The organism is Rhabdothermus arcticus (genome assembly GCF_055382915.1).
Map to the genome: position 1 here is coordinate 1474528 of NZ_AP043808.1, position 25911 is coordinate 1500438.

Annotated in this window: 23 protein-coding genes and 1 rRNA gene; 12 read left to right on the forward strand and 12 right to left on the reverse strand. The window is 69.7% G+C overall.

Annotated features, from left to right (window positions below):
• Genes ACZ48Y_RS07690 through fmt form a run of 5 tightly spaced genes read left to right on the forward strand, consistent with a single transcriptional unit; the run spans position 1 to position 4220 of the window.
• Positions 1–1146 carry a phosphopentomutase gene (locus tag ACZ48Y_RS07690; protein ID WP_464740049.1) on the forward strand — a complete coding sequence of 382 codons (1146 nt, stop codon included), beginning with the start codon at positions 1–3 and terminating at the stop codon, positions 1144–1146.
• Positions 1147–1866, forward strand: coding sequence for a diadenylate cyclase CdaA (gene cdaA, locus ACZ48Y_RS07695; protein ID WP_464740051.1), 720 nt, complete (start codon positions 1147–1149; stop codon positions 1864–1866).
• On the forward strand, positions 1859–2707 hold the full coding sequence (locus ACZ48Y_RS07700; RefSeq protein ID WP_464740053.1) for a CdaR family protein: 849 nt from the start codon (positions 1859–1861) through the stop codon (positions 2705–2707). Before cdaA ends, ACZ48Y_RS07700 begins: the two co-directional genes overlap by 8 nt.
• Positions 2708–2712: 5 nt before the next feature.
• Positions 2713–3300 carry a peptide deformylase gene (gene def / locus ACZ48Y_RS07705; RefSeq protein WP_464740055.1) on the forward strand — a complete coding sequence of 196 codons (588 nt, stop codon included), beginning with the start codon at positions 2713–2715 and terminating at the stop codon, positions 3298–3300.
• Positions 3297–4220, forward strand: a complete 924-nt coding sequence (fmt, locus tag ACZ48Y_RS07710; RefSeq protein ID WP_464740057.1) for a methionyl-tRNA formyltransferase — start codon at positions 3297–3299, stop codon at positions 4218–4220. The genes def and fmt overlap by 4 nt, the downstream gene beginning before the upstream one ends.
• A gap of 109 nt (positions 4221–4329) precedes the next feature.
• On the opposite strand, the gene ACZ48Y_RS07715 is transcribed toward fmt, so the two are convergent.
• From ACZ48Y_RS07715 to ACZ48Y_RS07730, 4 genes are all read right to left on the reverse strand, one after another.
• Positions 4330–6138 carry an aldehyde ferredoxin oxidoreductase family protein gene (locus tag ACZ48Y_RS07715; protein WP_464740059.1) on the reverse strand — a complete coding sequence of 603 codons (1809 nt, stop codon included), beginning with the start codon at positions 6136–6138 and terminating at the stop codon, positions 4330–4332.
• 94 nt (positions 6139–6232) lie between these two features.
• Positions 6233–7543 carry a nicotinate phosphoribosyltransferase gene (locus ACZ48Y_RS07720; RefSeq protein WP_464740061.1) on the reverse strand — a complete coding sequence of 437 codons (1311 nt, stop codon included), beginning with the start codon at positions 7541–7543 and terminating at the stop codon, positions 6233–6235.
• Positions 7507–7968, reverse strand: coding sequence for an NUDIX hydrolase (locus tag ACZ48Y_RS07725; RefSeq protein ID WP_464742884.1), 462 nt, complete (start codon positions 7966–7968; stop codon positions 7507–7509). Before ACZ48Y_RS07725 ends, ACZ48Y_RS07720 begins: the two co-directional genes overlap by 37 nt.
• 145 nt (positions 7969–8113) lie before the next feature.
• Positions 8114–9634, reverse strand: a 16S ribosomal RNA gene (locus tag ACZ48Y_RS07730).
• Positions 9635–9913: 279 nt separating this feature from the next.
• On the opposite strand from ACZ48Y_RS07730, the gene ACZ48Y_RS07735 reads away from it, so the two are divergent.
• On the forward strand, positions 9914–11821 hold the full coding sequence (locus tag ACZ48Y_RS07735; protein WP_464740063.1) for a DNA gyrase/topoisomerase IV subunit B: 1908 nt from the start codon (positions 9914–9916) through the stop codon (positions 11819–11821).
• On the opposite strand, the gene pyk is transcribed toward ACZ48Y_RS07735, so the two are convergent.
• From pyk to dnaA, 4 genes are all read right to left on the reverse strand, one after another.
• Positions 11822–13183: a pyruvate kinase gene (gene pyk / locus ACZ48Y_RS07740; protein WP_464742886.1), complete on the reverse strand. Its 1362-nt coding sequence runs from the start codon at positions 13181–13183 to the stop codon at positions 11822–11824. It lies immediately after the preceding gene.
• A gap of 40 nt (positions 13184–13223) precedes the next feature.
• Entirely contained in the window at positions 13224–14495 is a 1272-nt protein-coding gene (eno, locus tag ACZ48Y_RS07745) for a phosphopyruvate hydratase (RefSeq protein WP_464740065.1), read from the reverse strand.
• 19 nt (positions 14496–14514) lie between these two features.
• The gene (dnaN, locus tag ACZ48Y_RS07750; RefSeq protein ID WP_464740067.1) at positions 14515–15603 is read right to left on the reverse strand and encodes a DNA polymerase III subunit beta; all 1089 of its coding nucleotides are present in this window, start codon (positions 15601–15603) and stop codon (positions 14515–14517) included.
• 276 nt (positions 15604–15879) lie between these two features.
• The gene (dnaA, locus tag ACZ48Y_RS07755) at positions 15880–17205 is read right to left on the reverse strand and encodes a chromosomal replication initiator protein DnaA (protein ID WP_464740069.1); all 1326 of its coding nucleotides are present in this window, start codon (positions 17203–17205) and stop codon (positions 15880–15882) included.
• A gap of 53 nt (positions 17206–17258) precedes the next feature.
• Between dnaA and mnmG the strand changes: the two genes are divergently transcribed.
• From mnmG to ACZ48Y_RS07775, 4 genes are read left to right on the forward strand one after another with little or no spacing between them, the layout of a single operon-like run.
• Positions 17259–19079, forward strand: coding sequence for a tRNA uridine-5-carboxymethylaminomethyl(34) synthesis enzyme MnmG (gene mnmG, locus ACZ48Y_RS07760; protein ID WP_464740071.1), 1821 nt, complete (start codon positions 17259–17261; stop codon positions 19077–19079).
• Positions 19076–19621 carry a 16S rRNA (guanine(527)-N(7))-methyltransferase RsmG gene (locus tag ACZ48Y_RS07765; protein WP_464740073.1) on the forward strand — a complete coding sequence of 182 codons (546 nt, stop codon included), beginning with the start codon at positions 19076–19078 and terminating at the stop codon, positions 19619–19621. Before mnmG ends, ACZ48Y_RS07765 begins: the two co-directional genes overlap by 4 nt.
• Positions 19618–20364, forward strand: coding sequence for a ParA family protein (locus tag ACZ48Y_RS07770; protein ID WP_464740075.1), 747 nt, complete (start codon positions 19618–19620; stop codon positions 20362–20364). The genes ACZ48Y_RS07765 and ACZ48Y_RS07770 overlap by 4 nt, the downstream gene beginning before the upstream one ends.
• On the forward strand, positions 20351–21154 hold the full coding sequence (locus ACZ48Y_RS07775; RefSeq protein ID WP_464740077.1) for a ParB/RepB/Spo0J family partition protein: 804 nt from the start codon (positions 20351–20353) through the stop codon (positions 21152–21154). The genes ACZ48Y_RS07770 and ACZ48Y_RS07775 overlap by 14 nt, the downstream gene beginning before the upstream one ends.
• Here the strand turns inward: ACZ48Y_RS07775 and ACZ48Y_RS07780 are convergent.
• Genes ACZ48Y_RS07780 through ACZ48Y_RS07790 form a run of 3 tightly spaced genes read right to left on the reverse strand, consistent with a single transcriptional unit; the run spans position 21123 to position 24127 of the window.
• Complete coding sequence (locus ACZ48Y_RS07780) at positions 21123–23168, reverse strand: ComEC/Rec2 family competence protein (protein ID WP_464740079.1); 2046 nt, start codon at positions 23166–23168, stop codon at positions 21123–21125. The genes ACZ48Y_RS07775 and ACZ48Y_RS07780 overlap by 32 nt on opposite strands.
• A complete protein-coding gene (locus ACZ48Y_RS07785; protein ID WP_464740081.1) occupies positions 23165–23479 on the reverse strand; it encodes a ComEA family DNA-binding protein in 315 nt (104 codons plus the stop codon). Before ACZ48Y_RS07785 ends, ACZ48Y_RS07780 begins: the two co-directional genes overlap by 4 nt.
• 3 nt (positions 23480–23482) lie before the next feature.
• Positions 23483–24127: a YcxB family protein gene (locus ACZ48Y_RS07790; RefSeq protein WP_464740083.1), complete on the reverse strand. Its 645-nt coding sequence runs from the start codon at positions 24125–24127 to the stop codon at positions 23483–23485.
• Positions 24128–24168: 41 nt separating this feature from the next.
• On the opposite strand from ACZ48Y_RS07790, the gene ACZ48Y_RS07795 reads away from it, so the two are divergent.
• Together ACZ48Y_RS07795 and ACZ48Y_RS07800 are read left to right on the forward strand one after the other, a co-directional pair.
• Positions 24169–24363 carry a hypothetical protein gene (locus ACZ48Y_RS07795; RefSeq protein WP_464740085.1) on the forward strand — a complete coding sequence of 65 codons (195 nt, stop codon included), beginning with the start codon at positions 24169–24171 and terminating at the stop codon, positions 24361–24363.
• Positions 24360–25550: a tetratricopeptide repeat protein gene (locus ACZ48Y_RS07800; RefSeq protein WP_464740087.1), complete on the forward strand. Its 1191-nt coding sequence runs from the start codon at positions 24360–24362 to the stop codon at positions 25548–25550. The genes ACZ48Y_RS07795 and ACZ48Y_RS07800 overlap by 4 nt, the downstream gene beginning before the upstream one ends.
• Here ACZ48Y_RS07800 and ACZ48Y_RS07805 read toward each other — a convergent pair.
• On the reverse strand, positions 25510–25830 hold the full coding sequence (locus ACZ48Y_RS07805; RefSeq protein ID WP_464740089.1) for a winged helix-turn-helix transcriptional regulator: 321 nt from the start codon (positions 25828–25830) through the stop codon (positions 25510–25512). The genes ACZ48Y_RS07800 and ACZ48Y_RS07805 overlap by 41 nt on opposite strands.
• Between the last annotated feature and the right edge of the window lie 81 nt (positions 25831–25911).

Genomic DNA, 25911 nt, shown 5'->3' on the forward strand with positions numbered 1-25911 from the left:
ATGAAGGTCGCCGTGGTGGTGCTCGACTCCGTGGGGCTTGGCTACCTCCCCGACGCGCCCGAGTTCGGCGACGAAGGCGCGGACACCCTGGACCACACCGTGCTCAAGACCGACGTCCCCCTGGTGCACCTGCCCCGCTTAGGGCTCGGCAACGTGCCCGGGGTGCACACCCTCCCCCCGGAGCCGGCGCCGGTCGCGGCCTACGGGCGGATGAAGGAGAAGAACCGGGGCAAGGACACCACCACCGGCCACTGGGAGTTCGTGGGGATTCACCTCGAGCACCCCTTTCGCACCTTCCCCGAGGGCTTTCCGCCCGAGGTCATCGAGGCCTTCGAGCGGGCGATCGGCCGCGGGGTGCTGCTGAACAAGCCTTACTCCGGCACCGAGGCGATCAAGGACTACGGCGAGGCCCACCTCAAGACCGGAAAGCCGATCGTCTACACCTCGGCGGACTCGGTCTTTCAGATCGCCGCCCACGTCGACGTGGTCCCGCTCGAGACCCTCTACGCCTGGAGCAAGGCGGCCCGCGAGATCCTCCAGGGGCCCTACGCGGTGGCCCGGGTGATCGCCCGCCCCTTCGCCGGGGCGCCGGGGAGCTTCTACCGCCTGAACGAGCACCGCAAGGACTTCGCCCTCACCCCCCCGGAGAACGTCCTCGACCGCATCCGGGCCGCGGGGCTCGAGGTCGTGGGGGTGGGCAAGATCCCCGACATCTACGCCCACCGCGGCTTTACCCGCGAGGTCCACACCGACGACAACGACGACGGCATCAAGAAGACCCTGGCCCTCTTGAAGGAGGACTTCGACGGCCTCGTCTTCGCCAACCTGGTAGACTTCGACGCCAAGTACGGCCACCGCCGCGACCCCTTCGGCTACGCAGCCGCGCTCTACGCCTTCGACCGGGCCCTGCCGCGGTTTCTGGAGGCGCTCGGGCCCCAGGACTGCCTCTTCTTGCTCTCCGACCACGGCAACGACCCCACCTTCCGCGGCACCGACCACACCCGCGAGTACGGGATGCTCCTCGTCGCCGGGCCGAACATGGCCGGGCGGGACCTCGGCACCCGGGAGACCTTCGCCGACGTCGCGGCCAGCCTGGCCAAGTGCTTCACGCTGCCCTGGGAGGGGCCGGGGGAGGCCTTCGTGTAGATGACCTGGCGCGATCTGCTCGACATCCTCTCGGTTGCCGTCCTCTTTTACTACCTCTACAACCTCTTCGCCGAGACGCGCGCCCTCAACCTGATCCGCGGCCTGGTGGTCTACGTCCTGGTCTGGTTCGTCGCCGACCGGCTGGGGCTCAAGGCCCTGGCCTGGCTCCTGGGCAACGCCGCCACCCTCGGGGTCTTCGCCCTGATCGTGGTCTTCCAGCCCGAGCTGCGGGGGGTGCTCGAACGCCTCGGCCGGGGGCGGATCGGGACCTCGGGGGTGCGCAAGCGGGAGATCGAGGAGATCGTGCGCGCCACCGAGCGCATGGCCGCGCGCCGTATGGGAGCGCTGATCGCCTTCGAGCGCCGCACCCCGCTGGGGGAGTTCGCGGAGACCGGCGAGCTGATCGAGGCCCTGATCTCAGCGCGGTTGATCGAGACCATCTTCACCGTCGGCACCCCGCTGCACGACGGAGGAATGATCGTGCGCCAGGAGCGCATCCTCGCCGCGGCCTGCCTCTTTCCCCTCTCCGAGCGGCCGGACCTGGTCTACCTGGGCACCCGCCACCGCGCCGCGGTGGGGCTTACCGAGGCCAGCGACGCGCTGGCGCTGGTGGTCAGCGAGGAGCGGGGGACGATCCGCATCGCCGAGCGCGGTGAGCTCTCGCCCCCCCTGACCCCTTCCGAGCTGCGCGAGAAGTTGATGGAGGTCTTCGGTGCGTAGGCTCTGGACCCGGCTCAAGCACAACTGGCCCGCCAAGCTGCTCTCGCTCCTCGCCGCCTTCCTGCTCTGGTACCAGCTCAAGAGCAGCGAGCCGGTGGTCGAGCGGGTCTTGCACCGCCCACTCGAGGTCATCGGCCTCTCCGGCGACCGTGGCGCGGTCGGCCTGCCCCGGGAGGTGGTGGTCCGGGTCCGCGGCGAGGCCCGGCTGATCGAGGGCCTACACCCCGAGGCGGTCGTCGCCTACCTCGACCTCTCCGACGTCGAGGAGGGCCCCTTCGAGCGCCCGGTCGAGGTCCGGGTCCCGGCGGGGGTCATCGTCGCCGCGGTGATCCCCGCCCGGATCGCGGGCTTCGTCGACCGCTACCTGGAGGTCAAGCGCCCGCTCTATGGCTTCTACCCGGGCCAGGCGGTCCTTCCCGAGGTCGCCGAGGTCCGCGTCCAGGGCCCGGCCCGGGTGGTGGAGGACGCCGCCTACGCCCTGGGGGTAGGGGGCAACGCGCTCAAGGTCCTCGTCCTCGACGCCAAGGGGCGCGCGCTCCCCGAATCAAGCCCCGTCCCCGACACGGTTCAGGCCCGCTTTCGCGGCCCCCTGCTCTCGCTCAAGAAGGTCCCCATCGCGCTCCCCGGGCCACCCCAGGGGCTGGTCGCGGTTCGCGTCGAGGTGCCCCGCGAAATCACCCTGGTCGGCCCCCCGGCGCTGCTTGCGGAGATCGACCACGTCGTCGCCGAGGTGGAGTGGCGCGAGGGCAGCTACACCGCCCCCTTGCGCTTTCGCCTCCCCGAGGGGGTCTACGCCCTCAAGGCTCCCTGGGGGCGGTTCGTCGTCCAACGCGTAGAATAAGGGGCGTGGCCGAGGTATTGCCGATCCGCCTCTACGGCGATCCCATCCTGCGCAAGAAGGCCCGCCCGGTGAGCGACTTCAGCCGGATCCCGCGCCTGGCGGAGGACATGCTGGAGACGATGTTCGAGGCCGGGGGCGTGGGGCTGGCCGGCCCCCAGGTGGGGGTGGGCCAGCGCATCTTCGTCGCCGCCCTCTACCACGACGAGCCCGAGGAGGAGGGCGAGGAGGCCCCCTTGAAGCAGCGGGTGAAGGAGCTCTTCGTGATGGTCAACCCGCGCATCACCTTCTCCGAAGGGGAGGCGGTGGGCACCGAGGGCTGCCTCTCCCTGCCCGGCCTCTACAGCGAGGAGGTGCCCCGCAGGTTTCGGGTCCGGGTCGAGTACCAGGACGAGCACGGCGAACCCAAGGTGCTCGAGGCCGAGGACTACCTGGCGCGAATCATCCAGCACGAGTTCGACCACCTCGAGGGGGTCCTCTTTTTTGACCGCCTCCCCCCCGAGGCGCGGCGCCGGTTCCTGGAGGAGAACCGCGCCCGCCTGGCGGAGATGCAGCGGGAGGCCAAGGCCTTTTTGAAGGAGCTTCGCGGCCGGTGAAGCGGCGGGTGGTCTTCTTTGGCAGCCCGGCCTGGGCGGTGCCGGTGCTCGAGGCCCTGGCCCGGCACCACGACGTGGCCCTGGTCGTCACCCAGCCGGACCGGCCCGCGGGCCGGGGGCTCAAGCCCAAGGAGAGCCCGGTCGCCGAGCGGGCCCGCGCGCTCGGCCTGGAGGTTATAAAGCCCCGGCAGCTCAGGAAGGACCGGGCCTTCCTCGAACGCCTCGCAGCCCTGGCCCCGGAGGTCGGGGTGGTCGCGGCCTATGGCCAGATCATCCCCAAGGCGGTGCTCGAGGCCTTCCCCCACGGCGTGCTCAACATCCACCCCTCGCTCTTGCCCAAGTACCGCGGCGCGGCCCCGGTGAACTGGGCGCTGATCGAGGGGGAGACCGAGACCGGGGTCAGCCTGATGCGGCTCGACGAGGGAATGGACACCGGCCCCCTCTACCGGCAGACCCGGGTCGCCATCCATCCCGACGAGACCGCCCCCGAGCTCGCGGCGCGGCTCAGGGACCTGGGGATCGGCCAGCTGCTTGAGGTGCTCGAGCGCCTGGAAGCGGAGACCCCCACCCCGCAGACCGGTCCTCCGAGCTACGCGCCGCGGCTGACCAAGGAGGACGGGCGGATTCGCTTCGAGGCACCGGCGGCGCAAGTCTACGCCCGCCACCGCGGGGTCCAGCCCTGGCCGGGAAGCTGGTTCTGGCACCGAGGGAAACGGGTCAAGGTTTTAACGATGCGGCCACAAGCGGGCGCGGGTGCCCCCGGGGAGGTGCTCGAGGTCGGCCCCGAGGGCGTCTTGGTCGCGACCGGCGAAGGAGCGGTGCGCCTCATCGAGGTCCAGCCCGAGGGCAAACGCCCCATGCCCGCCGCCGACTGGGTCCGGGGCCACGCCGTCACCCCGGGCACCCGCCTCGGGGGGTAAGCCTAGCTGGCAATCGTTCGAACCAAACCTCTGTTTGCGGCGTGCCCTCGCGCACGCCGCAACCAAAAAGCGGGCAGGGCCAAGGCCCCGCCCGCGCGCGTTTTCCAGCTTAGAGGATTCCCAGCTCCTTGAGCTTTTCCTCCGGCACCACGCCGTTCTTCCAGCCCCGGGCGGCGTAGTACTCCTCGAGCATCTTGTCCAGCTCGGTGACGTGCCCCTTGGAGCCGCCGGCGTCGGCGGGCTCCTTGAGGAAGCGCTCGGGGAGGTAGTCCGAGCCCTCGCCCCAGCCCGCGAGGTTGTTGTAGTAGCGCTCGAGGTTGTAGATCCGCTCGCCAATCCGCAGGATCTCCTCCGGGGTCACCTGCATCCCGGTGTAGGCCGAGAACTGCTCGGCGAACTCTTCCGGTCCCTCGGCGAACTGGCTGAACTTGCAAAGGTCCAGCGAGTCGGTGAAGCTGGAGAGGTCCTGGAAGAGCTTGGTCAGCTCGCCCTTGCCCTTCCACTCCAGGGGGTCGGTCTTATACGGCACGCCGAGGATCTCCGAGGCCGGGGTGTAGGCGCGGAGGTGGCAGGCACCGCGGTTCGAGGTCGCATAGGCGATCCCCATCCCCTTGAGCCCGCGCGGGTCGTAGGCGGGGATACCCTGGCCCTTGACGCTCATCGCCAGCTCCTCGTGGCCGATCGCCTTGGCGAACCCGGCCGCGCCCTCACCGAGCCGGTGGTACACGCCCTCGCGCAGCGCGACCTTCTTGATCAGCTCGGCCTCGCGCGCCTTGTCGCCCCAGGCCAGGCCTTCCTCGGGGGGGACGTAGCCGCGCTGGGTGGCCTCGGCCAGGACCGCAAGGACGTTCCCGAGCTCGATCGTGTCCATCCCGTAGGCGTTGGCCAAATAGATCGCGTAGCCCACCCAGTGGGTGTCCCCGTTGCCCACGTCGGCGCCGAGCCCCCAGGCGGACTCGTACTCGTAGGACTCGAAGACGATCTCCTCGCCGTTGACCCGGATGCGGACCATCTTCTTGCAGGCCACCGGGCAGGCGTGGCAGGTGTTGTCCTTTTCCAGGATGTGCTCGCGCACGTACTCGCCGGAGATCTTCTCGGCCTCGGCGAACTGGGTGTGCTGCGCGTTCAGCGTGGGCAGGGCCCCGATCGCGTTGGTGATGTTCATCAAGACGTTGGTCCCGTAGAGGCTGAGCCCGCCCTTTTTGGGCGAGGTGACGTTCTTCTCGTCGACGATGCCTGCCAGGGCGTGCTGGTCGGCCTCGCGCCAGGCGTCCTTGTCCACCGGGTCCGGGACCTTGTGCTTATCGCCGATGACCACGATCGCCTTGAGCTTCTTCGAGCCCGCGACCGCGCCGGTGCCGTTGCGCCCCGCGGCCCGCTCGTCGTTGTTGACCCAGTTGGCGAACTTGACCAGGTTCTCCCCGGCGGGGCCGATGGCCATCACGTCCGCCTCTTCCCCGTGGCGCTGACGCAAGATCTCGTGGACCTCGTGGGTGGTCTTGCCCCAAAGGTCGCTGGCGTCCTCGATCGTCACCTCGCCGTCCTTGACCAGGAGGTAGACCGGCTCGCTCGCCGCGCCGGTGATCAAGAGACCGTCGAACCCCGCCCACTTGAGCTTGGCCGCGGTCCAGCCCCCCATGTGGCTGTCGGCGACGGTCCCGGTGAGGGGGCTTTTGGTGACCACCGCGAGCCGCCCGCTCATCTTGGCCTTGGTGCCGGAGAGCGGGCCGTTCATGATCGCGAGCAGGTTCTCCGGGGAGAGCGGGTCCACCTGGGGCCCGTTGTCGAAGACGTACTTCACCCCAAGCCCGCGGCCGCCGACGTATTTTCTTAGATCTTCTTCCTTCGGCGCCTCATAGCTGACGCTTTGCCGGGTGAGGTCGATCCTGGCCAGCCGATGTGCGTATCCTCCGAGCATCTTCCCCTCCTTTGACGAACCCCTTGGGTTACACCCCCATCATAAGGAGGGGCAGGAAACGCCGCAATCGTGTTGCAAGATCTTGCAACACGCCCTAGAGCAGCTCGGCGAGGAGGGCCTCGAGCCTCTTCGAGCGCGTCACCGGGTAGGCCGGGACCTCGGGGGCATCGATCCCGGAAAGCCACTTGGGCAGGCCGAAGATCCGCGCCCGGGTGGCCTCCCGCAGGCGCGCCAGGTCGGCGGGGGGGGCGATCCTCCGCCCCCGCTCCATCACCGGCCGCATCAACGGGGCGCCCAGCGGCGGCTCCTGGCGCAGGCCGACGATGTGGGTCACCCCGTCCTCGGCGAGGAAGACCTGCTTGCGCCCGGGAAGGGTGACCTTGCCCGGGCTCTTCTTGATCTTCGGCCCCTCGACGTCCTCCACCAGCTTGTAGACCCCGCCCAGGGCGGGCAGGTCGTAGGAGGTGCCGAGCCGGGTGCCCACCCCGAAGCTATCCGCCACCCCGCCGCGCAGGTAGAAATCGCGAATGCGGTACTCGTCGAGATCGCCGGAGATCAGGATCTTGACCTCGGCCAGCCCCGCGGCGTCCAGGCGGGCCCGCACCGCGGGGGTCAGCCGCGCCAGGTCGCCGGAGTCGATGCGCACGCCGAAAAGGCGCTTTCCCTGGGCTTTCAGCTCCTCGGCGACGCGGATGGCGTTTTCCAACCCGGAGAAGACGTCGTAGGTGTCGATGAGGAGGATCGGGCGGGGGTGGTCGGCGGAAAAAGCGCGGAACGCCGCGAGCTCGCTGGGAAAGCTCATCACGTAGGCGTGGGCCATCGTTCCCACCACCGGGATCCCGTAGCGCTTGCCGGCGAGGGTGTTCGAGGTCCCATCCATCCCCGCCAGGTAGCTGGCCCGGGCGACGCGCATCGCGGCGTCCTCGCCGTGATCGCGACGGGGAGAGAAGTCGACGACCCCCTTCCCCTCCCCCGCGGCGAGGAGGACCCGGGCCGCCTTGGTGGCGATCAGGGTCTCGAAGTTGACCACGTTGAGCAGGTAGGTCTCGATCAACTGGGCCTCGATCCGCGGGGCCTCGATGGTGATCAAGGGCTCCCCGGGGTAGACGATCGTCCCCTCCTCCATGGCCCAGACGTCCCCGGAGAAGGAGAGCTCGGAGAGAAAGCGCAAAAAGGCGTCGTCGAACAGGCCCAGGCCCTCGAGGTAGGCGAGGTCCTCGTCGCTGAAGGCGAAGGCCTCGAGGTAGGCAAGCACGCTCTCCAGCCCGGCGAAGACCAAAAAGCGTCGCCGGGGAACCGGCGGCCGCACGAAGAGGTCGAAGACCGCCGGGGTGTTCATCCCCCGCTTGAAGTAGGAATAAGCCATCGTCAGCTCGTAGAGGTCAGTGAAGAGCGCTTTTTGCATCGTTCCCTCCAGTGGTGCAAGGCGCGTTCCAGGACCTTGCGCTCGTTCTCGTAGGTCAGCATACCGATCGCGCGCCGGGCATCGACCCAGCGCGCGTCGTCGACCTCCTCGAGCTGAGGCTTGGGCTCGCCGCGGCGGTAGCGCATCAGGTAGTAGTGCACGGTCTTGGAGATGCGCACCTGCCCCTCCTCCTCGTGCACGGTGAAGTAGTAGCGCACCGAACCCAGATCGCGGATCGTCGCGGCCTCGATCTGGGTCTCCTCACGGACCTCCCGAAGCGCGGTCTGCTTGTGGCGTTCCCCGGGCTCCACCCGCCCCTTGGGGAGGGCCCAGACCCGGCGGTTCTTGGTGGCGATGAGCAAAACGCGCGGGCGGCGGCAGCCGCGCAGCACCACCCCCCCGGCGGAGATCACGCGTCGGCGCAGCACCTTCACGCGCTCCACGATACCCCAGTCAGCGCGGCGAAAGCGGGCATCCCAAAAGAAAAAAGCACCCATCAGGGTGCTTTCTCGCCAGCGGATTTTGGCCCGCGCGGTCCATGAAAAGCGGGGAGGTTGACGTGCTCCTTAGAAAGGAGGTGATCCAGCCGCACCTTCCGGTACAGCTACCTTGTTACGACTTCGCCCCAGTCGTGGGCCCCACCCTGAGCGCCTGCCCATTATCGGGCCGCCAGCGCCTTCAGGTGGAACCCACTCCCATGGCGTGACGGGCGGTGTGTACAAGACCCGGGAACGTATTCACCGCGGCGTGGCTGATCCGCGATTACTAGCGATTCCGCCTTCATGCAGTCGAGTTGCAGACTGCAATCCGAACTGGGAGCCGGTTTCCGCGATTCGCTCCCCGTCGCCGGGTCGCAGCGCTCTGTCCGGCCCATTGTAGCGCGTGTGTAGCCCAGGCCGTAAGGGCCATGCTGACCAGACGTCGTCCCCGCCTTCCTCCCGGTTTCCCGGGCAGTCTCCCTAGAGTGCCCGGCCTCACCCGCTGGCAACTAGGGACAGGGGTTGCGCTCGTTGCGGGACTTAACCCAACATCTCACGACACGAGCTGACGACGGCCATGCAGCACCTGTGTCCGGGCTCCCCCAAAGGGGGCACCCCTCCCTTTCGGGAGGGTCCCCGGCATGTCAAGGCCTGGTAAGGTTCTTCGCGTTGCTTCGAATTAAACCACACGCTCCACCGCTTGTGCGGGTCCCCGTCAATTCCTTTGAGTTTCAGCCTTGCGGCCGTACTCCCCAGGCGGGGTGCTTAACGCGTTGGCTTCGGCGCCGAGATTCACTCCCGACACCCAGCACCCATCGTTTAGGGCGTGGACTACCCGGGTATCTAATCCGGTTCGCTCCCCACGCTTTCGCGCCTCAGCGTCACGAGACGTCCAGGGAGCTGCCTTCGCCATCGGCGTTCCTCCCGGTATCTACGCATTTCACCGCTACTCCGGGAATTCCGCTCCCCTCTCCGTCCGTCTAGCTAGGCCGTATCCAGCGCAGCCCCACGGTTGAGCCGTGGTCTTTAACGCCGGACGCGCCTAACCGCCTACACGCCCTTTACGCCCAGTAAATCCGGGTAACGCTCGCACCCTCCGTATTACCGCGGCTGCTGGCACGGAGTTAGCCGGTGCTATTACCGGGGTACCGTCATCATCGTCCCCCGTTCAGCGGTTTACACCCCGAAGGGCTTCCTCCCGCATGTAGCGTCGCTCCGTCAGGCTTTCGCCCATTGCGGAAGATTCCTAACTGCTGCCTCCCGTAGGAGTGGGGCCCGTGTCTCAGTGCCCCTGTGGCCGGCCATCCTCTCAGACCGGCTACCCGTCGTCGCCTTGGTGAGCCCTTACCTCACCAACTAGCTGATGGGACGCGGGCCCATCCGGAAGCGCCTCAACGGCTTTGAACACGCCCCAAAGGACGCGTCCACATGCGGGATTAGCCCGGGTTTCCCCGGGTTGTCCCCCACTTCCGGGTAGGTCACCCACGCGTTACTCACCCGTCCGCCGCTGGGGCTGGCCGAAACAAAACGTCCCAGCCAGCCCCCGCTCGACTTGCATGTCTTAGGCACGCTACCAGCGTTCACCCTGAGCCAGGATCAAACTCTCCATCTCATCCGCGCTATCGCGCGTGGAGTGCTTGTCTCGCTCATGCAAAGAAAAAAAGCAAGGCTTCTTGAGCTTCGTACTGCCTCCCCGCTTTTCATGGACCGCGCGGGCGCCAAACCCGCAGCAACGAGCAGTCTAGCAAGGGGGGAAGGGTTTGTCAACTCCCCTCCCCTTGGACGCGGAAAACAGAACGAAATCATTTCAAAAAATAGATGGCGGTGAGCCCGCGTTTTTGCGATGCCGGCGGGTTAAACTTCGATGCTCCAGGTGGTATAATAGGAGGGCATGAAGCACTACGACGCATCCAGCATCAAGGTCCTCAAGGGGCTCGAGGGCGTGCGCAAGCGCCCGGCGATGTACATCGCCGGCACCGGCCCCGACGGCTACCATCAGCTGCTCTTCGAAATCCTGGACAACGCGATCGACGAGGCCCTGGCGGGCTACGCCAAGAACGTCGAGGTCACCCTCCATGCCGACGGCTCCGCCGGGGTCCGCGACGACGGCCGGGGCATCCCGGTGGACGTGATGCCCGGAGAGGGCCGGCCCGCGGCCGAGGTGATCTTCACCGAGCTCCACGCCGGCGGTAAGTTCGAGGAAGGTGCCTACAAGGTCTCCGGCGGCCTCCACGGGGTGGGGGCGAGCGTGGTCAACGCCCTCTCCGAGTGGATGACGGTGGAGATCTTCCGCGACGGCCGGCACCACCGGCTGCGCTTTTCCCGCGGCAAGGTGGTGGCCCCGCTCGAGGAGGTGGGCCCGGCCAAGGGCCAGCGGGGCACCCACGTGCGCTTCAAGCCGGACGCCGAGATCTTCGGCGAGCAGCAGTTCAACCACGACCGGGTGCGCCGGCGCCTGCGGGAGCTCGCCTACCTCACCCGGGGGCTTTCGATCCGCTTCGTCGACGAGGCCCGGGAGAAGACCGAGGTCTTCCAGGAGAAGGGCGGGGTGGGGGCCTTCGCCGCGGCGCTGGCCCGCGAGGAGAAGCCGCTCTACGACAAGCCGATCCTTCTCGAGGGCAAGGTCGGGGAGATCGAGGTTGAGGTGGGGATGCTCCATTCCTCGGGGTACGCGAGCGAGCTCCTCTCCTACGCCAACCTGATCCCCACCCGGGACGGGGGGGTGCACGTCTCCGGCTTCCGCTCGGCCTACACCAAGGCCCTCAACCAGTACGCCAAGCGCGCGGGGCTGGAGAAGAACAAGGGCCCCAAGCCCAGCGCCGACGACCTCCTGGAAGGCCTGCACGCGGTGATCTCGGTCAAGCTGCCGCAGCCGATGTTCGAGGGGCAGACCAAGGGCAAGCTGCTCAACCCCGAGGCCCAGAGCGCGGTTTCCAAGGTCGTCTACGAGCAGCTTCTGGACTACCTGGAAAAGCACCCTCGGGTGGGCAAGGCGATCTACGAAAAGGCCCAGCGCGCGGCCCAGGCCCGGGAGGCGGCGCGCAAGGCGCGCGAGCTCGTGCGCCGGCAAAACCCGCTCGAGTCCGACGACCTCCCCGGCAAGCTCGCCGACTGCCAGACCGAGGACCCCGACGAGGCCGAGCTCTTCATCGTCGAGGGGGACTCCGCGGGGGGCTCGGCCAAGCAAGGCCGCGACCGCCGCTTCCAGGCCATCCTCCCGCTGCGCGGCAAGATCCTTAACGTCGAGAAGTCCAACCTGGACAAGGCCCTCAAGAACAACGAGATCCGGGCCATGGTCGCCGCGATCGGGGCCGGCATCCAGGGCACCGGTGACGCCGCCCACTTCGACCTCAGCGCGGTGCGCTACAAGAAAATCATTCTGATGACCGACGCCGACGTCGACGGCTCCCACATCCGCACCCTGCTGCTCACCTTCTTCTACCGCTACATGCGCCCCTTGATCGAGGCCGGCTACCTCTACATCGCCCAGCCGCCGCTCTACCGCATCCGCGTCGGCAAGCGCTCGGAGTACGTCTACGACGACGCCGCGCTGGAGGAAAAGCGCCGCCAGTACGCCGGCAAGAACCTGGAGATCCAGCGTTTCAAGGGGCTCGGCGAGATGAACCCGGAGCAGCTCTGGGAGACCACGATGAACCCCGAGACCCGGATCCTCAAGCAGGTCACGGTGGAGGACGCGCTCGAGGCCCACGAGACCTTCGAGCGGCTGATGGGCAGTGAGGTCGCCCCGCGCCGCGCGTTCATCGAGGAGAACGCGCGCTTCGCCGAGCTCGACGTCTGATCAGGCGAGCCGCTCGACCCGCAGCATGTTGGTGGTCCCGCTGACGCCAAAGGGCACCCCGGCGGTGATCACCACCCGGTCCCCGGGGGCACCGACCGCCATTCCCCGCGCCCGCTCCAGGGCCAGGCGCACCATGTCGTCGGTGTCCTTGGGGTCCGGAGCGGTTCGCGGGTAGACCCCACCGACCAGGACCATCTGGTTGGCCACCCGCGCGCTGGGGGTCAGGGCGAGCACCGGCACCGCCGGGCGGAAGCGCGAGACGTGGCGCACCGAGCGGCCGCTGGCGGTGAAGACCACGATCGCCTTGGCGGGGAGGCTCTCGGCGACGTCCACCGAGGCCAGGGCGATCGAGTCCGGGGTGGTGTGCAGCGGCTCGGGGCGCAAAAACCGCTGCTTTTCCAGGTACTCGGCGCTGGCCTCGACCCGGCGCGCGACCCGGTCCATCACCGCCACCGCCTCCAGCGGGTAGGCCCCGACCGCGGTCTCCGCGGAGAGCATCACCGCGTCGGTGCCGTCGAAGATCGCGTTCGCCACGTCGGAGACCTCGGCCCGGGTGGGGGAGGGGCTTTGGACCATCGACTCCAACATCTGGGTCGCGGTGATCACCGGCTTGCCGGCGTGGATGCAGCGGCGGATCAGCCGCTTTTGCACCAAGGGGACGTCCTCGAGCGGCATCTCCACCCCGAGGTCGCCGCGGGCGATCATCACCCCGTCGGCCTCCTCCAGGATGGCGTCGAAGCGCTCGACCGCCTGGGGTTTTTCGATCTTGGCCAGGAGCTTGGCCTCGCTTTGGAAACGGTTCATGTAGTGGCGGGCGAGGAGGAGGTCGTCGCGGCTGCGCACGAAGCTCACCGCCACCCAGTCCACCCCGAGCCGGGCGCCGAACTCCAGGTCCTCGATGTCCTTCTCGGTGAGCGCGGGGATCGAGAGCTCCGCTCCGGGGACGTTGATCCCCTTGTTGTCGGAGAGCTCACCGCCGACGACCACCCGGGTGACGATCTCCGGGCCGCGCACCTCGACGACCTCGAGGACCAGCTTGCCGTCGTCGAGGAGGAGGCGCTGCCCGGGGTGGACGTCCCCGGGCAGGCCCTTGTAGGAGACCGAAACCCGGTTCTCGTCGCCCTCGACCGACTCGGCGGTGAGGACGAAGGTCGCCCCGGGCTCAAGGCGCACCTTCCCGGCCTTGAAGCGCCCGATGCGGATCTTCGGCCCCTGCAGGTCCTGCAAGATGGCCAGGGTCACCCCCCGGGCCTGGGCCGCCTCGCGGATGGCCCGGACCGCGGCCTCGTGGTCCTTGCGTTCGCCGTGGGAGAAGTTGAGGCGGAAGACGTTGACCCCCGCGTCGATGAGCTGGCCGATCATCTCCGGGGAGCGGCTCGCCGGCCCCAGGGTGGCGACAATCTTAGTGCGCCGCGAAAGCACGCCGCCCCCAGAACCGCGCGCCCTCGCCGAGGGCCTCCTCGATGCGTAGGAGCTGGTTGTACTTGGCGATCCGCTCGCCCCGGGAGGCCGAACCGGTCTTGATCTGCCCGGCGTTCACCGCGACCGCGAGGTCGGCGATGAAGGTGTCCTCGGTCTCCCCCGAGCGGTGGGAGATCACCGCGCGCCAGCCGGCGCGGTGGGCCAGGCGGATCGTGTCCAGGGTCTCGGTCAGGGTGCCGACCTGGTTGGGCTTGATCAGGATGGCGTTGGCCACCCCCTCGCGGATCCCCCGCTCGAGCCGCGCCGGGTTGGTGACGAAGAGGTCGTCGCCAACGAGCTGCACCCGGTCCCCGAGGCGCGCGGCCAGCCGCTTCCAGCCCTCCCAGTCGTCCTCGGCCAGGCCGTCCTCGATGGAAACGATCGGGTAGGCCTCGACCCACTCCGCCCAGACCTCGATCAGCTCGTCGGCGTCGAGGCGTTTCCCCTCGAAGCGGTAGACGCCGTTCTCGTAGAACTCGCTAGCGGCGGGGTCCAGGGCCAGGGCCACCTCCTTGCCGGGGGTGTACCCGGCCTTTTCGATGGCCTCGACGAGCAGGTCCAAGGCCTCGCGGTTGGACCCCAGGGCAGGGGCAAAGCCCCCCTCGTCGCCGACGTTGGTGGAAAGCCCCCGCTTTTTCAGGACCGCCTTGAGCGCGTGGAAGGTCTCGACCCCCGCGCGCAGGGCCTCGGCGAACGAGGCCAGGCCCAGGGGCACGAGCATGAACTCCTGGACGTCGAGGTCGTTGTCCGCGTGCGCCCCGCCGTTGATCACGTTCATCAAGGGCACCGGCAAGACGCCCCCCTGCACCCCGCCGAGGTGCGCCCAAAGCGGCACGCCAAGGGCGTTCGCGGCGGCCCGGGCATTGGCCAGGGAGACCGCGAGGATGGCGTTGGCCCCGAGCCCGGCCTTGTTCGGGGTGCCGTCGAGCTCGATCATCGTGGCGTCGACGCTGCCCTGGTCCAGGGCGTCGAGGCCGATGATCTCCGGCGCGATCCGGTCCTTGATGTTGGCCACCGCGCGTAGGACGCCCTTGCCCCCATAGCGCGGCCCCCCGTCGCGGAGCTCGAGCGCCTCGTGGGTCCCGGTCGAGGCCCCGCTGGGGACCAGCGCCCGCCCCAGCGCCCCGGACTCGAGCTCGACCTCGGCCTCCACCGTGGGGTTGCCCCGGGAGTCTAAGACCTCGCGTGCGCGCACCTCGACGATCGTCGTCATACCCACCTCCTGAGTCATCCTACACGCGGAGCGGCACCACCACCGCGAGGTAGCCGGGCTCCTCCTCCCCGGTGATCACGCTGGGGGTGGTGGGCCCCGACAGGCGCAGCCGCACCTCGCCGCGCAGCCCTTTCAGCGCGTCCGCCAGGTAGTGGGCGTTGAAGGCCGCGAGCAGGGGTCCCTCGCCTTCGGTCTGGACCTCGAGCTCCTCCCGACCCTGGCCGTACTCGCCCTCGGCGGCGAGCTCCAGCCGACCGGGGCCAAAGTGCAAGTCGATGCGCTGGGTCAGCTTGTCGGCGAGGACGCGCACCCGCTCGATCGCCTGCCGCAGGGCCTCGGCGTCGGCCCGGGCCTCGAAGACCGCGTCTTTCGGGATGACCCGCTCGTAGTCGGGGAGCGTGCCCTCCATCAACGAGAGCCCCATGCGAAAGCGCGGCCCCTCCACGCCCAAGCGCCCCTCGGCAAAGCGTAGCTTGAGGGTCTCCTCCCCGGCCTTCAAGAGCCGCACCAGCTCGTCGGCGCTGCGCGCGGGGACGACCCGCTTCAAGGCGGCCGAGGCGCTGAGCGCGGCGTCGTAGAGCGCCAGGCGGAACCCGTCGGTGGCGACGGCGCGAAACCGCCCTTCCCCGAGTTCGAGCTGGATGCCGCGGAAGATCGCCCGGTACTCCTCGTTCGCCGCGGCGTAGCGCACCCGTGCCAGGGCCTTGGCCAGGACCTCGGCGGGAAGCTCCACCGCCTCCCCCTCGCCGAGGTCCAGCGGGGGGAAGGCCTCGGGGTCGGCGGTGGCGATCCGGGTGCGAAACCGCCCGCTCTCCAGGACCAGTCCCTCGGGGGAGAGGGTGAGCTCGGCGAGCTCCCCGGGGAGCGACCGCACCAGCTGGCCAAAGAGGTGGGCAGGGACCAGGGTGGCCAGCTTCCCCTCGGTCTCCGCCGGAACCTTGAGCTCGAGGTCCAGCTCCCCGTTGGTCGCGCGCAGGGTGAGGAGGCCTTCCTCTCCTTGCAAAAAGACCTGGGCGTGGATCGGCTGGCTGGGGCGGTTCGGGGCGATGCGCTCGAGGGTGCTCGCGGCCTCCGCCAGGGTGCGCTTGGGCATTCGGATCACGGACATGTTGCCTCCTATTTAAACGAAGGGGTGCGTCTTTTTTATGAAGAACTTAAAGATCGTCACCGGAGTAGTAGGGGCTGTGGAATCTGTGGAAAAGTCCAAAGGGAGCGCGAAGGACGCCCGCGGGGCCTGTGGAAAGGGCTGGGGATAAGTGAGAAGGCCCTTGGGGACGGGTTGGGGATAACCGGGCGCGTCATCCCCAGACCCGGCCAGGCGGGGGTTTTCCACAGCGCCTTCCACAGGGTTATCCACACCTTATCCCCAAACTTATCCACAGCTTCATCCCAGCTGTTGCTCGAGCTCGGAAAGGGTCTTCTCCAGCTCCGGGTTCTTGCGCCGCGCCTTTTGGATCTTTTGCACCGCGTAGAGGACGGTGGTGTGGTCCCGGCCCCCGAAGAACTGGCCGATCTCCGGGAAGGAGGCCTCGGTCCGTTCGCGGATCAGGTACATCGCGATCTGGCGAGGAAAGGCGACCTCCTTGGAGCGGCCCTTGCCCTTGAGCTGCTCGGCGCGGAGCCCGAAGTGGCGGGCGACGAGGCGCAGGATGTCCTCCATCGTCGGCGCCGCCTGATCCTCGGTGAAGACGTTGGAAAGGGCCCTCAGAGCGGTGGTCTTGTTGATCGGCACGCTGTTCAGCGAGGCGTAGGTGATGAGCCGGACCAGCGCGCCCTCGAGCTCGCGGATGTTGGAGGTCACCAGACGCGCGATCAGCTCCAGCACGTCCTGGGGGATCTCCACCCCGCGGAGCTCGGCGTTCATCTTCAAGATCGCGACCCGGGTCTCGTAGTCCGGGGGCTGGATGTCGGTGATCAGGCCCCATTCGAAGCGGCTTTTTAGCCGCGCCTCCAGGGTCTGGATCTCCCTCGGGGGGCGGTCCGAGGAGAGGATGATCTGTTTGTTGCTCTCGTAAAGCGCGTTGAAGGTGTGGAAGAACTCCTCCTGGGTGCGCTCTTTCCCGGCGATGAACTGGATGTCGTCGACGAGCAGGAGGTCGACCGAGCGGTAGCGCTCGCGAAACAGCCCCATCTTGTCCTCGCGGATGGAGTTGATCAGGTCGTTGGTGAAGGTCTCGGTGGAGACGTAGGCGATCTTGAGGGAGGGGTTCTTCTCAAGGACGTAGTGGCCCACCGCGTGCATCAGGTGGGTCTTGCCCAGCCCCACCCCGCCGTAGACGAAAAGGGGGTTGTAGGCCTTGCCCGGGGCCTCGGCCACCGCCAGCGCCGCGGCGTGGGCCATCTGGTTGTTGGGGCCGACGACGAAGTTCTTGAAGGTGTACTTGGGGTTGAGCTTGGGGCGTTCGGCGGCGGGCGCGGCCGGGGGCGGATCCTGAAAGATCGTCTCCTGCACCGGTTTGGCGGGCACGACCTGAAGCGCGAACTTGGGCTGGCTGGCCCCGAGCTCGGTGAGGACCTCGTGGATCAACGGCCGGTAGTGCTTTTGAATCCACTCCGCGGCGAACGTCGTGGGCACGGCCAGGACCAGGGCCCCGTTCTTGACCTCGAGCGGGCGCACGCGCTCGAACCAGGTGGCGAACTCCACCTCGCTGACGCGCTCCTTGATCCGCTCCAGGGCTTCTTCCCAGATCTCCAACTCGCCTTTCAACATCGCACCCCCAGGAAGGTTCATTGTAAGCGATCCCCCGTGCTAGCCTGGGAAGGATGGGCGTTTCACGTGAAACGTTCGACGTCCTCGTGATCGGGGGCGGGCACGCCGGGGTGGAGGCGGCCTGGGCCGCGGCCCGGATGGGGGCCCGGGTCGGGCTCTTGACCCTGGACCCCGGGCGCATCGCCGCGATGCCCTGCAACCCCGCGGTGGGCGGGCCGGGCAAGAGCCAGCTGGTTCACGAAGTGGTGGCCCTCGGGGGGCTGATGGGGGAGGCCGCGGACGCCGCGGCGATCCACACCCGGGTGCTGAACCGCTCCAAGGGGCCCGCGGTGCGCGCCCTCAGGGTGCAGGTGGACCGCGACCTCTACGCGCTGGCGGTCCAGGAGCGCCTGCTCGCCCACCCGAACATCGCCGTCGTTCGCGGGGAGGTCGCGGACTTCGTCGTCGAACGGGGCCGCCTGGGCGGGGTGCGCACCGCCGACGGAAGGGTCTACCGGGCCCCGGCCGCGGTCCTGGCCGCGGGGACCTTCTTGCGCGGCAAGGTCTGGTACGGCCGCAGCAGCCGCGACGCCGGCCGCCAGGGCGAGCCCCCGGCCCGGCACATATCGCGGGCGCTCCTGGCCCTCGGCCATCGGCTGATGCGCTTCAAGACCGGGACCCCGCCGCGGCTGCGGGCGGACAGCGTGGACTACGACCGGCTGGTCGAGGTGCCCGCGGAGGACCCGCCCTCGAGCTTCAGCGGCCGCCCCGGGCCCCACGCCACCGCGCGCCCCACCTGGATGACCCGGACCACCCCGCACACGCACCGCCTGATCCTGGACAACCTCGCCCTCTCCCCGCTTTACGCGGGGGAGATCGAGGGGATCGGGCCGCGCTACTGCCCCTCGATCGAGGACAAGGTGGTGCGCTTTCGGGACAAGGAGAGCCACCTGCTCTTCGTCGAGCCGGACGGGCTCTACACCTCGGAGCTCTACCTGCAGGGGTTCTCCTCGAGCCTTCCTCCCGAGCTCCAGGAGGCGATGGTGCACAGCCTGCCCGGGCTCGAGCGGGCGGTGATCCAGCGCTACGCCTACGCCGTCGAGTACGACGCGGTGGACCCCACCGAGGCCACCTGGGGGCTGATGTCCCGCCGCCTTTCGGGCCTCTTCTTCGCCGGCCAGATCCTCGGCACCTCGGGGTATGAGGAGGCCGCGGCGCTGGGGCTTTTGGCCGGGGTCAACGCGGCGCGCCACGCCGCGGGCGAGGACGCGGTCTACCTCAGCCGCGAGGTGGCCTACCTGGGGGTGCTGGTCGACGACCTGGTGGGCAAGGGGGTCGACGAGCCCTACCGGATGATGACCTCCCGGGTCGAGCTCCGGCTTTTGGTGCGCGGGGACAACGCCGACGAGCGGATGGTCCCCTTGGGGGTGGCCTGGGGGCTCCTGCCCGAGGAGCGGGGCTTGGAGGTTCGGGAAAAGTACGCCCGGATCGAGGCCGAGCTCGCGCGGCTGGAGCGGCTGCGCGTCGACGGAGTGCGCGCGCTCGACCACCTCCGCCGGCCCGAGGTGCGCTACCGCGAGCTGCTGGAGCGGATCGGTCCCCCCGAGGTCCCCTTGAGTGAGGCGGAGATGGCCCAGGTGGAGATCCGCGCCAAGTACGCCGGCTACATCGAGCGGCAGAAGAAGCTGCGCGAGCGGCTTAAGTCGCTCTCCGCCTACCGCCTGCCCGAGGGGATCGCCTATGAAGGGGTGCCCTCGCTCTCCCGCGAGGCGGTGGAGAAGCTCTCCCGGGTCCGGCCGCGCACCCTGGCCGAGGCCGCCCGGGTGCCCGGGGTGCGGGACTCGGACATCACCGCGTTGCTCGTCCACCTGGCCCGGGTCAGGAGGGCGGGATGACCGCGCTCGAGCCCTACCTGGCCCTGCTCAAGGCCTACGGCCGGGTGCTCGACCTCTCCTCCGAGGCGGTGCTCGAGAACCCCGCGCGGCAGCTCGCTGCGGTTGAGGCCTATGCCGAGGCCCTCCCCGAGGGGGCGGAGGTCGTGGACCTGGGCTCGGGGGGCGGCTGGCCGGGCCTTCCGCTCGCCATCCTGCGCCCCGACCTCGACCTGATCCTGGTCGAACGCCGGAAGAAGCGGGCGGCGTTCTTGGACCTCGCCCGGGCCCGGCTGGGCCTGGAGAACGTCCGGGTTTTCGCCGGCGACCTGCGCGAGCTCGACCGTCCGGTCCGGCACGTCACCGCCCAGGCGGTGGGCCCCTTCGACCGGATCTACGATGTGGTCCGCCCCCTCGCCGCCTACCCGCTTACACTGATCTCGCACAAGGGGCCGGGATGGGAGGAAGAGGTGGCGCGGTTGAAGGAGAGGGTGCCCGCGGAGGTGTTTCACGTGAAACCGCTCGAGGCCGGAACGCTCGTCGGGGTCAGGGTGGAGGCGCCATGATCATCGCCGTGGCCAACCAGAAGGGGGGCGTGGGCAAGACCACGACCGCGGTCAACCTGGCGGTGGCGCTGGCCGAGCGCCGGCGCCGGGTGCTGCTCGTGGACCTCGACCCCCAGGCCAACGCCACCTCTGGCCTCGGGGCCCAGGCCGAGGGGGCGGACGTCGGCGCCTACCTGCTCGGCGAGGCGCCCTTGGCGAGGGTGCGGCAGCGCCTGGGGGCCTTTGACCTGGACCTCCTGCCCGCCGGGGAGGGGCTCTTTTCCGCCCTGGTGGTGCTGACCGAAGCCCCCGAGGTCCTCGGCAAGGGGCTAAGGGCCGCGGCCAAGGGCTACGACTACGTCCTGATCGACACCCCGCCCAGCGTCGGCCCCTTCTCCCTAGGGGCGCTGGGGGCGGCGAAGGGGGTGATCGTCCCCTTGCAGGCGGAGTACTTCGCGCTCGAGGGCCTGGCCGCCCTAACCGGAACCCTGCGTCGGGTGCGCGCCGGGCTGAACCCCGAGCTGCGGCTGCTCGGGGTGCTGCTGACGATGTACGACCGGCGCACCCTGCTCTCGCGCCAGGTCGCCGAGGAGGTGGTTCGCTACTTCGGCCCCCGCGCCTTCAAGACCGTCGTCCCCCGCTCGGTGCGCGTCGCCGAGGCCCCGAGCCACGGCCTGCCGGTCCTGCACTACGCCCCGGGCTCGCCGGCGGCCCGCGCCTACCAGCGCCTAGCCGAGGAGGTGATCGCCCGTGTCGAAGCGTAAGAAGCCCCTGGGCAAGGGGCTCGACGCCCTCTTGCCGCAGATCGAGGAGGGGCGGCTCTTGGAGGTCCCCCTGGACCTGATCGAGCCCGGCCCCTTTCAGCCGCGCCAGACCTTTGACGAGGCGGCGATCGAGGAGCTCGCGGCCTCGATCCGGAGCCAAGGGCTTTTGCAGCCCCTGGTCCTCCGTCCCCGGGGGGACGGCTACGAGCTGGTCGCCGGCGAGCGGCGCTTTCGCGCGGCCAGGCGCGCCGGCCTCAAGAAGGTGCCCGCGGTGATCCGGGTGCTCGACGACCGCGAGGCGCTCGAGGTCGCGCTCGTCGAGAACCTCCAGCGCGAGGACCTCGACCCGGTGGAGGAGGCCGAGGGCTACCGCCGCCTGATCGAGGCCGGGCTCTCCCAGGAGGAGGTGGCCCGGCGCGTTGGCAAGGCGCGCAGCACCGTGGCCAACGCCCTCCGCCTGCTGACCCTGCCCGAGGCGGCGCTCCATGCCCTGCGGGAGGGAAAGATCAGCGCCGGGCACGCCCGGGCGCTCCTGATGCTCCCCGAGGGCCGCCGCCTCTGGGGGCTCGAGCAGATCCTCACCCACGGCCTGACCGTGCGCCAGGCGGAGCGGCTCAAGGCCCGCACCGTCCCCTCGCGGCCGCGGGAGGCGCACCCCGAGCTCGCCGAGCGGGTGACACGCCGCCTCGGGGTCAAGGCCCGCTTCACCGGCCGCCGCCGGGGACGGCTCGAGCTCTTCTACCAGAGCGAGGAGGAGCTCAAGGCGCTCTTGGAGCGGCTCGGGCTCTAGGCCAAAGCCGCACCCGAATGGCTCCCAACCGGTCGGTGCGGTACACCCTGGCGCCGGCGGCCCGGATTCGCGCGAGGGTCTTTGGGCTGGGATGGCCGAAGGGGTTCTTCCCCACCCCGACGAGCACCAGCCTCGGGGCGAAGGCCTTTAGCGCCCCTTCCCCGGTGCCGTTCTTTGCCCCGTGGTGGCTGGCGACGAGGACGTCCGCGGGCCGCTTGGGCAGCCGGTCCTCGTGCCGCGCGGGCAGGTCGCCGAGGACCACCACCCGTCGCCCCCGCCAGGCGAGCTCGACGACCAGGCTTTGGGCGTTGTCCCCCTTCGGTAGGGGGCGGGGCGGGTTCCAGAAGAAGAGCCGAAGCGGCCCCAAGGCGCCGTGGTCCCCAAAGCCGGCGCGGTAGACGGGGATGTCGTTCAGCGCTGCCCGGCGCAAGAGGGCGTCCTTCGGGTGGCCGGGGCCGACCACGAGCCGCCCCACCCTGAGCTCGGCGAGGACCCGCTGGGCCCCGCCGGCATGGTCGCGGTCGGGGTGGGTGAGGACGAGGAGGTCGAGGTGGTTGAGGCCGAGGGCCCGGATCGCCCGCACCACCCGCTGCCCCGCCCAGTCCGGGCCGGCGTCGATCAGGACCGCCGGCCCGGGGTCGAGGCGAACCAGGGTGGCGTGACCCTCCCCGACGTCGAGCTGCCAGACCTCGAGCAGGGGGAAGGCGCTGGCCAGGAGGCTGAGCGCGGCGGCGAGGGCGGCGAGGCCAAGGCCCCGATGCGGCCGGATCCGCCCGCGGGCGGTCAGGTAGAGCGCCGCCAGGGCGGCGTAATAGAGCACGAATCCCCCCGGGCCGATCGTCCCCCAGCTGAGGACGGGTCCTTTGGAGAAGGTTCGCGCGAGGAAAAAGAGGGCCTGGCCAAGGGCCTCGAGCGGCCCCGCCAGCCAGACGAGCCCCAGCCCCTTCAAAAAGGCCAGGCCGAGGAAGGCGCCGGCGAGCGGCACCGCGACCAGGTTGGCCAGCGGGGCGGCTAGGGGGAGCTGGTGAAAGCGGTCGAGCAGCAGGGGCACCATCGGCAGCGTCGCCAGGATGGGGGTCGCCAGGCCCAACCAGAGCCAGCGCGGGCGCAGCCCGGGCAGGAGGGGGAGGCCAAGGACCAGCCCGGCCACGGCGAGGTAGGAGAGCCAAAAGCCCAGCGCAAAGACGCTGTAGGGAAAGAGGACGAGCTGCAAGGAAAAAGCCAGCAAGAGGGCCTTTTGGGGGTCCGGCCGGCCCCGCCCCAAGGTCCCCAGCCCGGCCCAGGCCAAGAGCATCAAAAAGGCCCGGACCAGGCTGGGGCTGGGGCCGGCGAGGGCCAGGTAGAGGGCGCTCGCGGCCAGGGCAGCGAGGTAGCGCCCGCGTCCGAGCGGGGCGAAGATGAGCGCCGCGGCGCCGGCGACGAGCCCCAGGTGCAGGCCGGAGAGGGCCATGAGGTGGGCGAGCCCGGCGTCGCGAAAGACCCCCGCCTGGGCGCCGAGCGGGCGGCGATCGCCGAGGACCAGGGCCTTCGCCAGGGCCGCGACCCTGGGGCTCTGGCCGGCCTCGAGGTGCGCCCCGACCCAGTCCCGCGGCCCCTTGGGTCGAGGACGGTACGTGATCACCTTTGGGGAAGCCAGGACCGCGGCCACGCCGAGCCCCCGCAGCCAGCCGGCCTCGTCGAAGCCCCCGGGGTTTCTCGGGCGTTTAGGGGGCAGGACGCGGCCCGCCAGGCGGTAGCGGCCGTCGGCCAGGGGCGGGTAGGCGCGGACGTAGAGCGTCCCCTCAGGGGTGTGCAAAAAGCCCTTTTCCAGCACCCCCTCGAAAACCAGCGCCCGCCCCAAGGAAGCGGCGAAGGGGGCGGGGCTGAGACCCTGGGTGAGCAGGGTCAGGCCGAGCCCCAGGGCGAGGGGCCAGAGGGCGCGGCGGTAGAGGACCAGGGGCAGGGCCAACAGCGCGAGGGCCCCAAAGCGGGCCCCGAGAAAGGCCCCGAGGGCCAACGCGAGCGGCGCGGTCACGGGCGCACGCGGTCTTTGAGCCGGGAAAAGAGCGCCTCGCCGATTCCGGGCACGCGCTTGAGGTCCTCGACGCGGAGGTAGGGGCGGTGGGCGACGATGCGCCGGGCGAGGACCGGTCCCACCCCGGGCAGAGCCTCGAGCTGGGCCAGCGAGGCCCGGTTCAGGGAGATCCGGCCGTCGTCGCTGAGGTAGGGGTTGACCTCAAGCTGAAAGGGGGCGAAGGCGACGCGCACCCGCGGCCAGAGCGAAAGCCCCCCGCCGAGGAGGATGATCCCGGCGAGGAGCAAGCTGAGCCGCCGTTCGTCCAGCATGTGCTAGAGGTCGGCGAGCCTCCACTCCACCAGGGCCAGGCCCAGGCCGGCGAGGGTGGCCCCGCCGAGGATCACCGGGTCGGCCTCGGGAAAGAGGTAGTAAAGGGCGATCGCGTAGAGGCCGGTGAGCAGCGAGAAGACCTTGAGCAAAAGGCCGAGCGCCGAGGCGGACTTAGGGCGCGCGGGGGGCGGCGCGGGCTCGGCCGCGGGGGCCACGGCCTCGGGCGGGGTCTCCTCGGGCTGGGGCACGACCGGGGGGCTTTCCTCGGGGGTCGGGGGCGGCGCGGGCTCGGGCTCCTCCGGGGGGGTGATCGGGGCGCTCTCTCTGGGCGGCGGGACCTCGGTGGCCCGGGTCTCCTTACGGGCCTCCTTGATGTAGCCCTTGAGCGCCTGGAAGAACTTCTTCACCTCGCCGAGGTCGAAACCGGCGATGGGCACCTCGATCAGGGTCTCGGTCTCGCTGGCGATCAGCAGCGTGCCTCCCTTGCCGCTGACCTTGCGGATCTTGCTCAGGGGGGCGGAGGTAACCTCGTCTGCGCCGACGTACCAAAGCGCCGAAGGGGTGATGGCGAACAGCCCGTGCTTCCCCTTCAGCTTGGCCAAGACCGGCTCGTCGGTGGCCTCGAGCAAGCGGGTTTCATCGTCCATGATGCCCCATTCTACCGGCTCGGCCCTGATAAGGTGGGGATATGAGCGAGCTGACCTTCCGCCTGGTCACCGGCAGCGATCCCGAGCTGTTTCAGGAGCGGCTCGCGCGCGCGGTCGAGGACCTGCCCGAGGGGATGGTCCTGGTGGACGTGAAGTTTTCCACCGCCGCCGAAGGCGAGCGGGTGACCTACTCGGCGCTGCTTTACTTCAAGAAGGTGGAGGCCTGGGACGCGTGAGGATCAACCTGCTCGGGCCCCTGCCCGAGGACTTCCCGAAGAGCCCCGGAGCGGAGCTCTTGATCTACCTCACCGCCCGTCCGGGCTGGCGTTCCTTGGAGGAGGTGCGGCGGGTGGTGCCCGAGGTCGCGGCGGCGCTGGCGGCGATCAAGGGGACCCCCTACGACGCCGCGCTCGAGGCCCAGGGCACCGAGCTGCGCCTGAACGTGGAGAGCGACCTGCTCGAGTACTGGGACCTCGCCTACCGCGACCTGGAGAAGGTCAAGGCCCTCTACGACGAGCTCGCCCGGGGGTTTGAAAGCCCCATCCCCGCCTTTCAGGCCTGGCTGGAGAAGGAGCGCGAGGAGACGCTGCGCGGGCTTTGGGGCACGGCGATCGGCTACGCCGGTTACCTCGCCGACCAGCGGCGGCTCGACGAGGCCCTGGCGGTGCTCAAGGAGACCGAGGCCGCCTACCCGCTGGAGCCGCGCACCGCGCTGGACCTCGCCGACCTCTACTGGCGGATGAACCGCCCGGAGGAGACCGCGCGGGTCCTGGAGGCGGTGCTCGAGCGCATCGACCCCCGCGTCCGCCCCCGCGCCGAGCTTAACCTGGGGGCGGCGTTGATCCGCGCCGGGGCGATCGAGCGCGGCCGGGCCCTGCTCGAGGCCCTGGTCGAGACCGAGTACGACGAGCGCTTTTGGGCGCTCTTGCACCTCGGGGGGCTGGAGGCCCTGACCGGGGCCCCGGAAAAGGCGATCGCCCGTGCTCGGGAGGTGCGCGATGTCGCGGAGCGGGTGGGCGAGGCCGAGCTCTACCTGATGAGCCTCTTGCTCGAGGGGGAGGCCCTGATCCGCGCCGGCCGTCCCAAGGAGGCAGCGGCCCGGGTGCTGCCGATGGCCCTCGGCTTCCAGGAGATGCAGGGCCGGCCGTTTTCGCCGATCAGCCTGGCCCTCTTGGCCGAGGCCCAGGCGCTTTGGGGTAAGGGCAAGACCCGGGCCCAGGCGCAAGCGGAAAAGGCCTTCCGCCGGGCCCGGGAGCTCAGGGACCCTTACGGGGCCTCGCGCGCGCTCTGGGCGATGCACTTGGCGAGCGGGGAGCCCGGACCGCTGGAGATGGCCCTGATCGAGGCGGAAAAGGCCCGCCACGCGCCCTGGACCGCCTTCCTCAAGGCCCAGGCTGCAGGTAGCGACGTCCCCAGTCGCTGATCGCGTCGATCACCCGCTCAAGCGCCTCTCCCGCCGGGGTCAGGCGGTAGCGGGTGCGCGGCGGCATCGTGGACTGAACCTCCTTGGTCAGGATCCCCGCGGCCTCGAGCTGGCGCAGCCGCTCCGAGAGGGTCGCGGGGTTGGCCCCGCCGACCGCCCGGGAGAGCTCGTTGAACCCCAGGGGGCCCTCGAGCAGGGCGCGGATGATGTGCAGCGTCCACTTGCGCTGCAAGAGCTCGAGGGCCGCCTGGACCGGGCAGAAGGCGTCGTCGTCGATCACGCCCTTATACTACAAAAAGCCCAAGGGGCTTTTGAATCCAAAGCGCTTGACAAAGCATAGCCCTGCCGGCTAGCGTAGGGG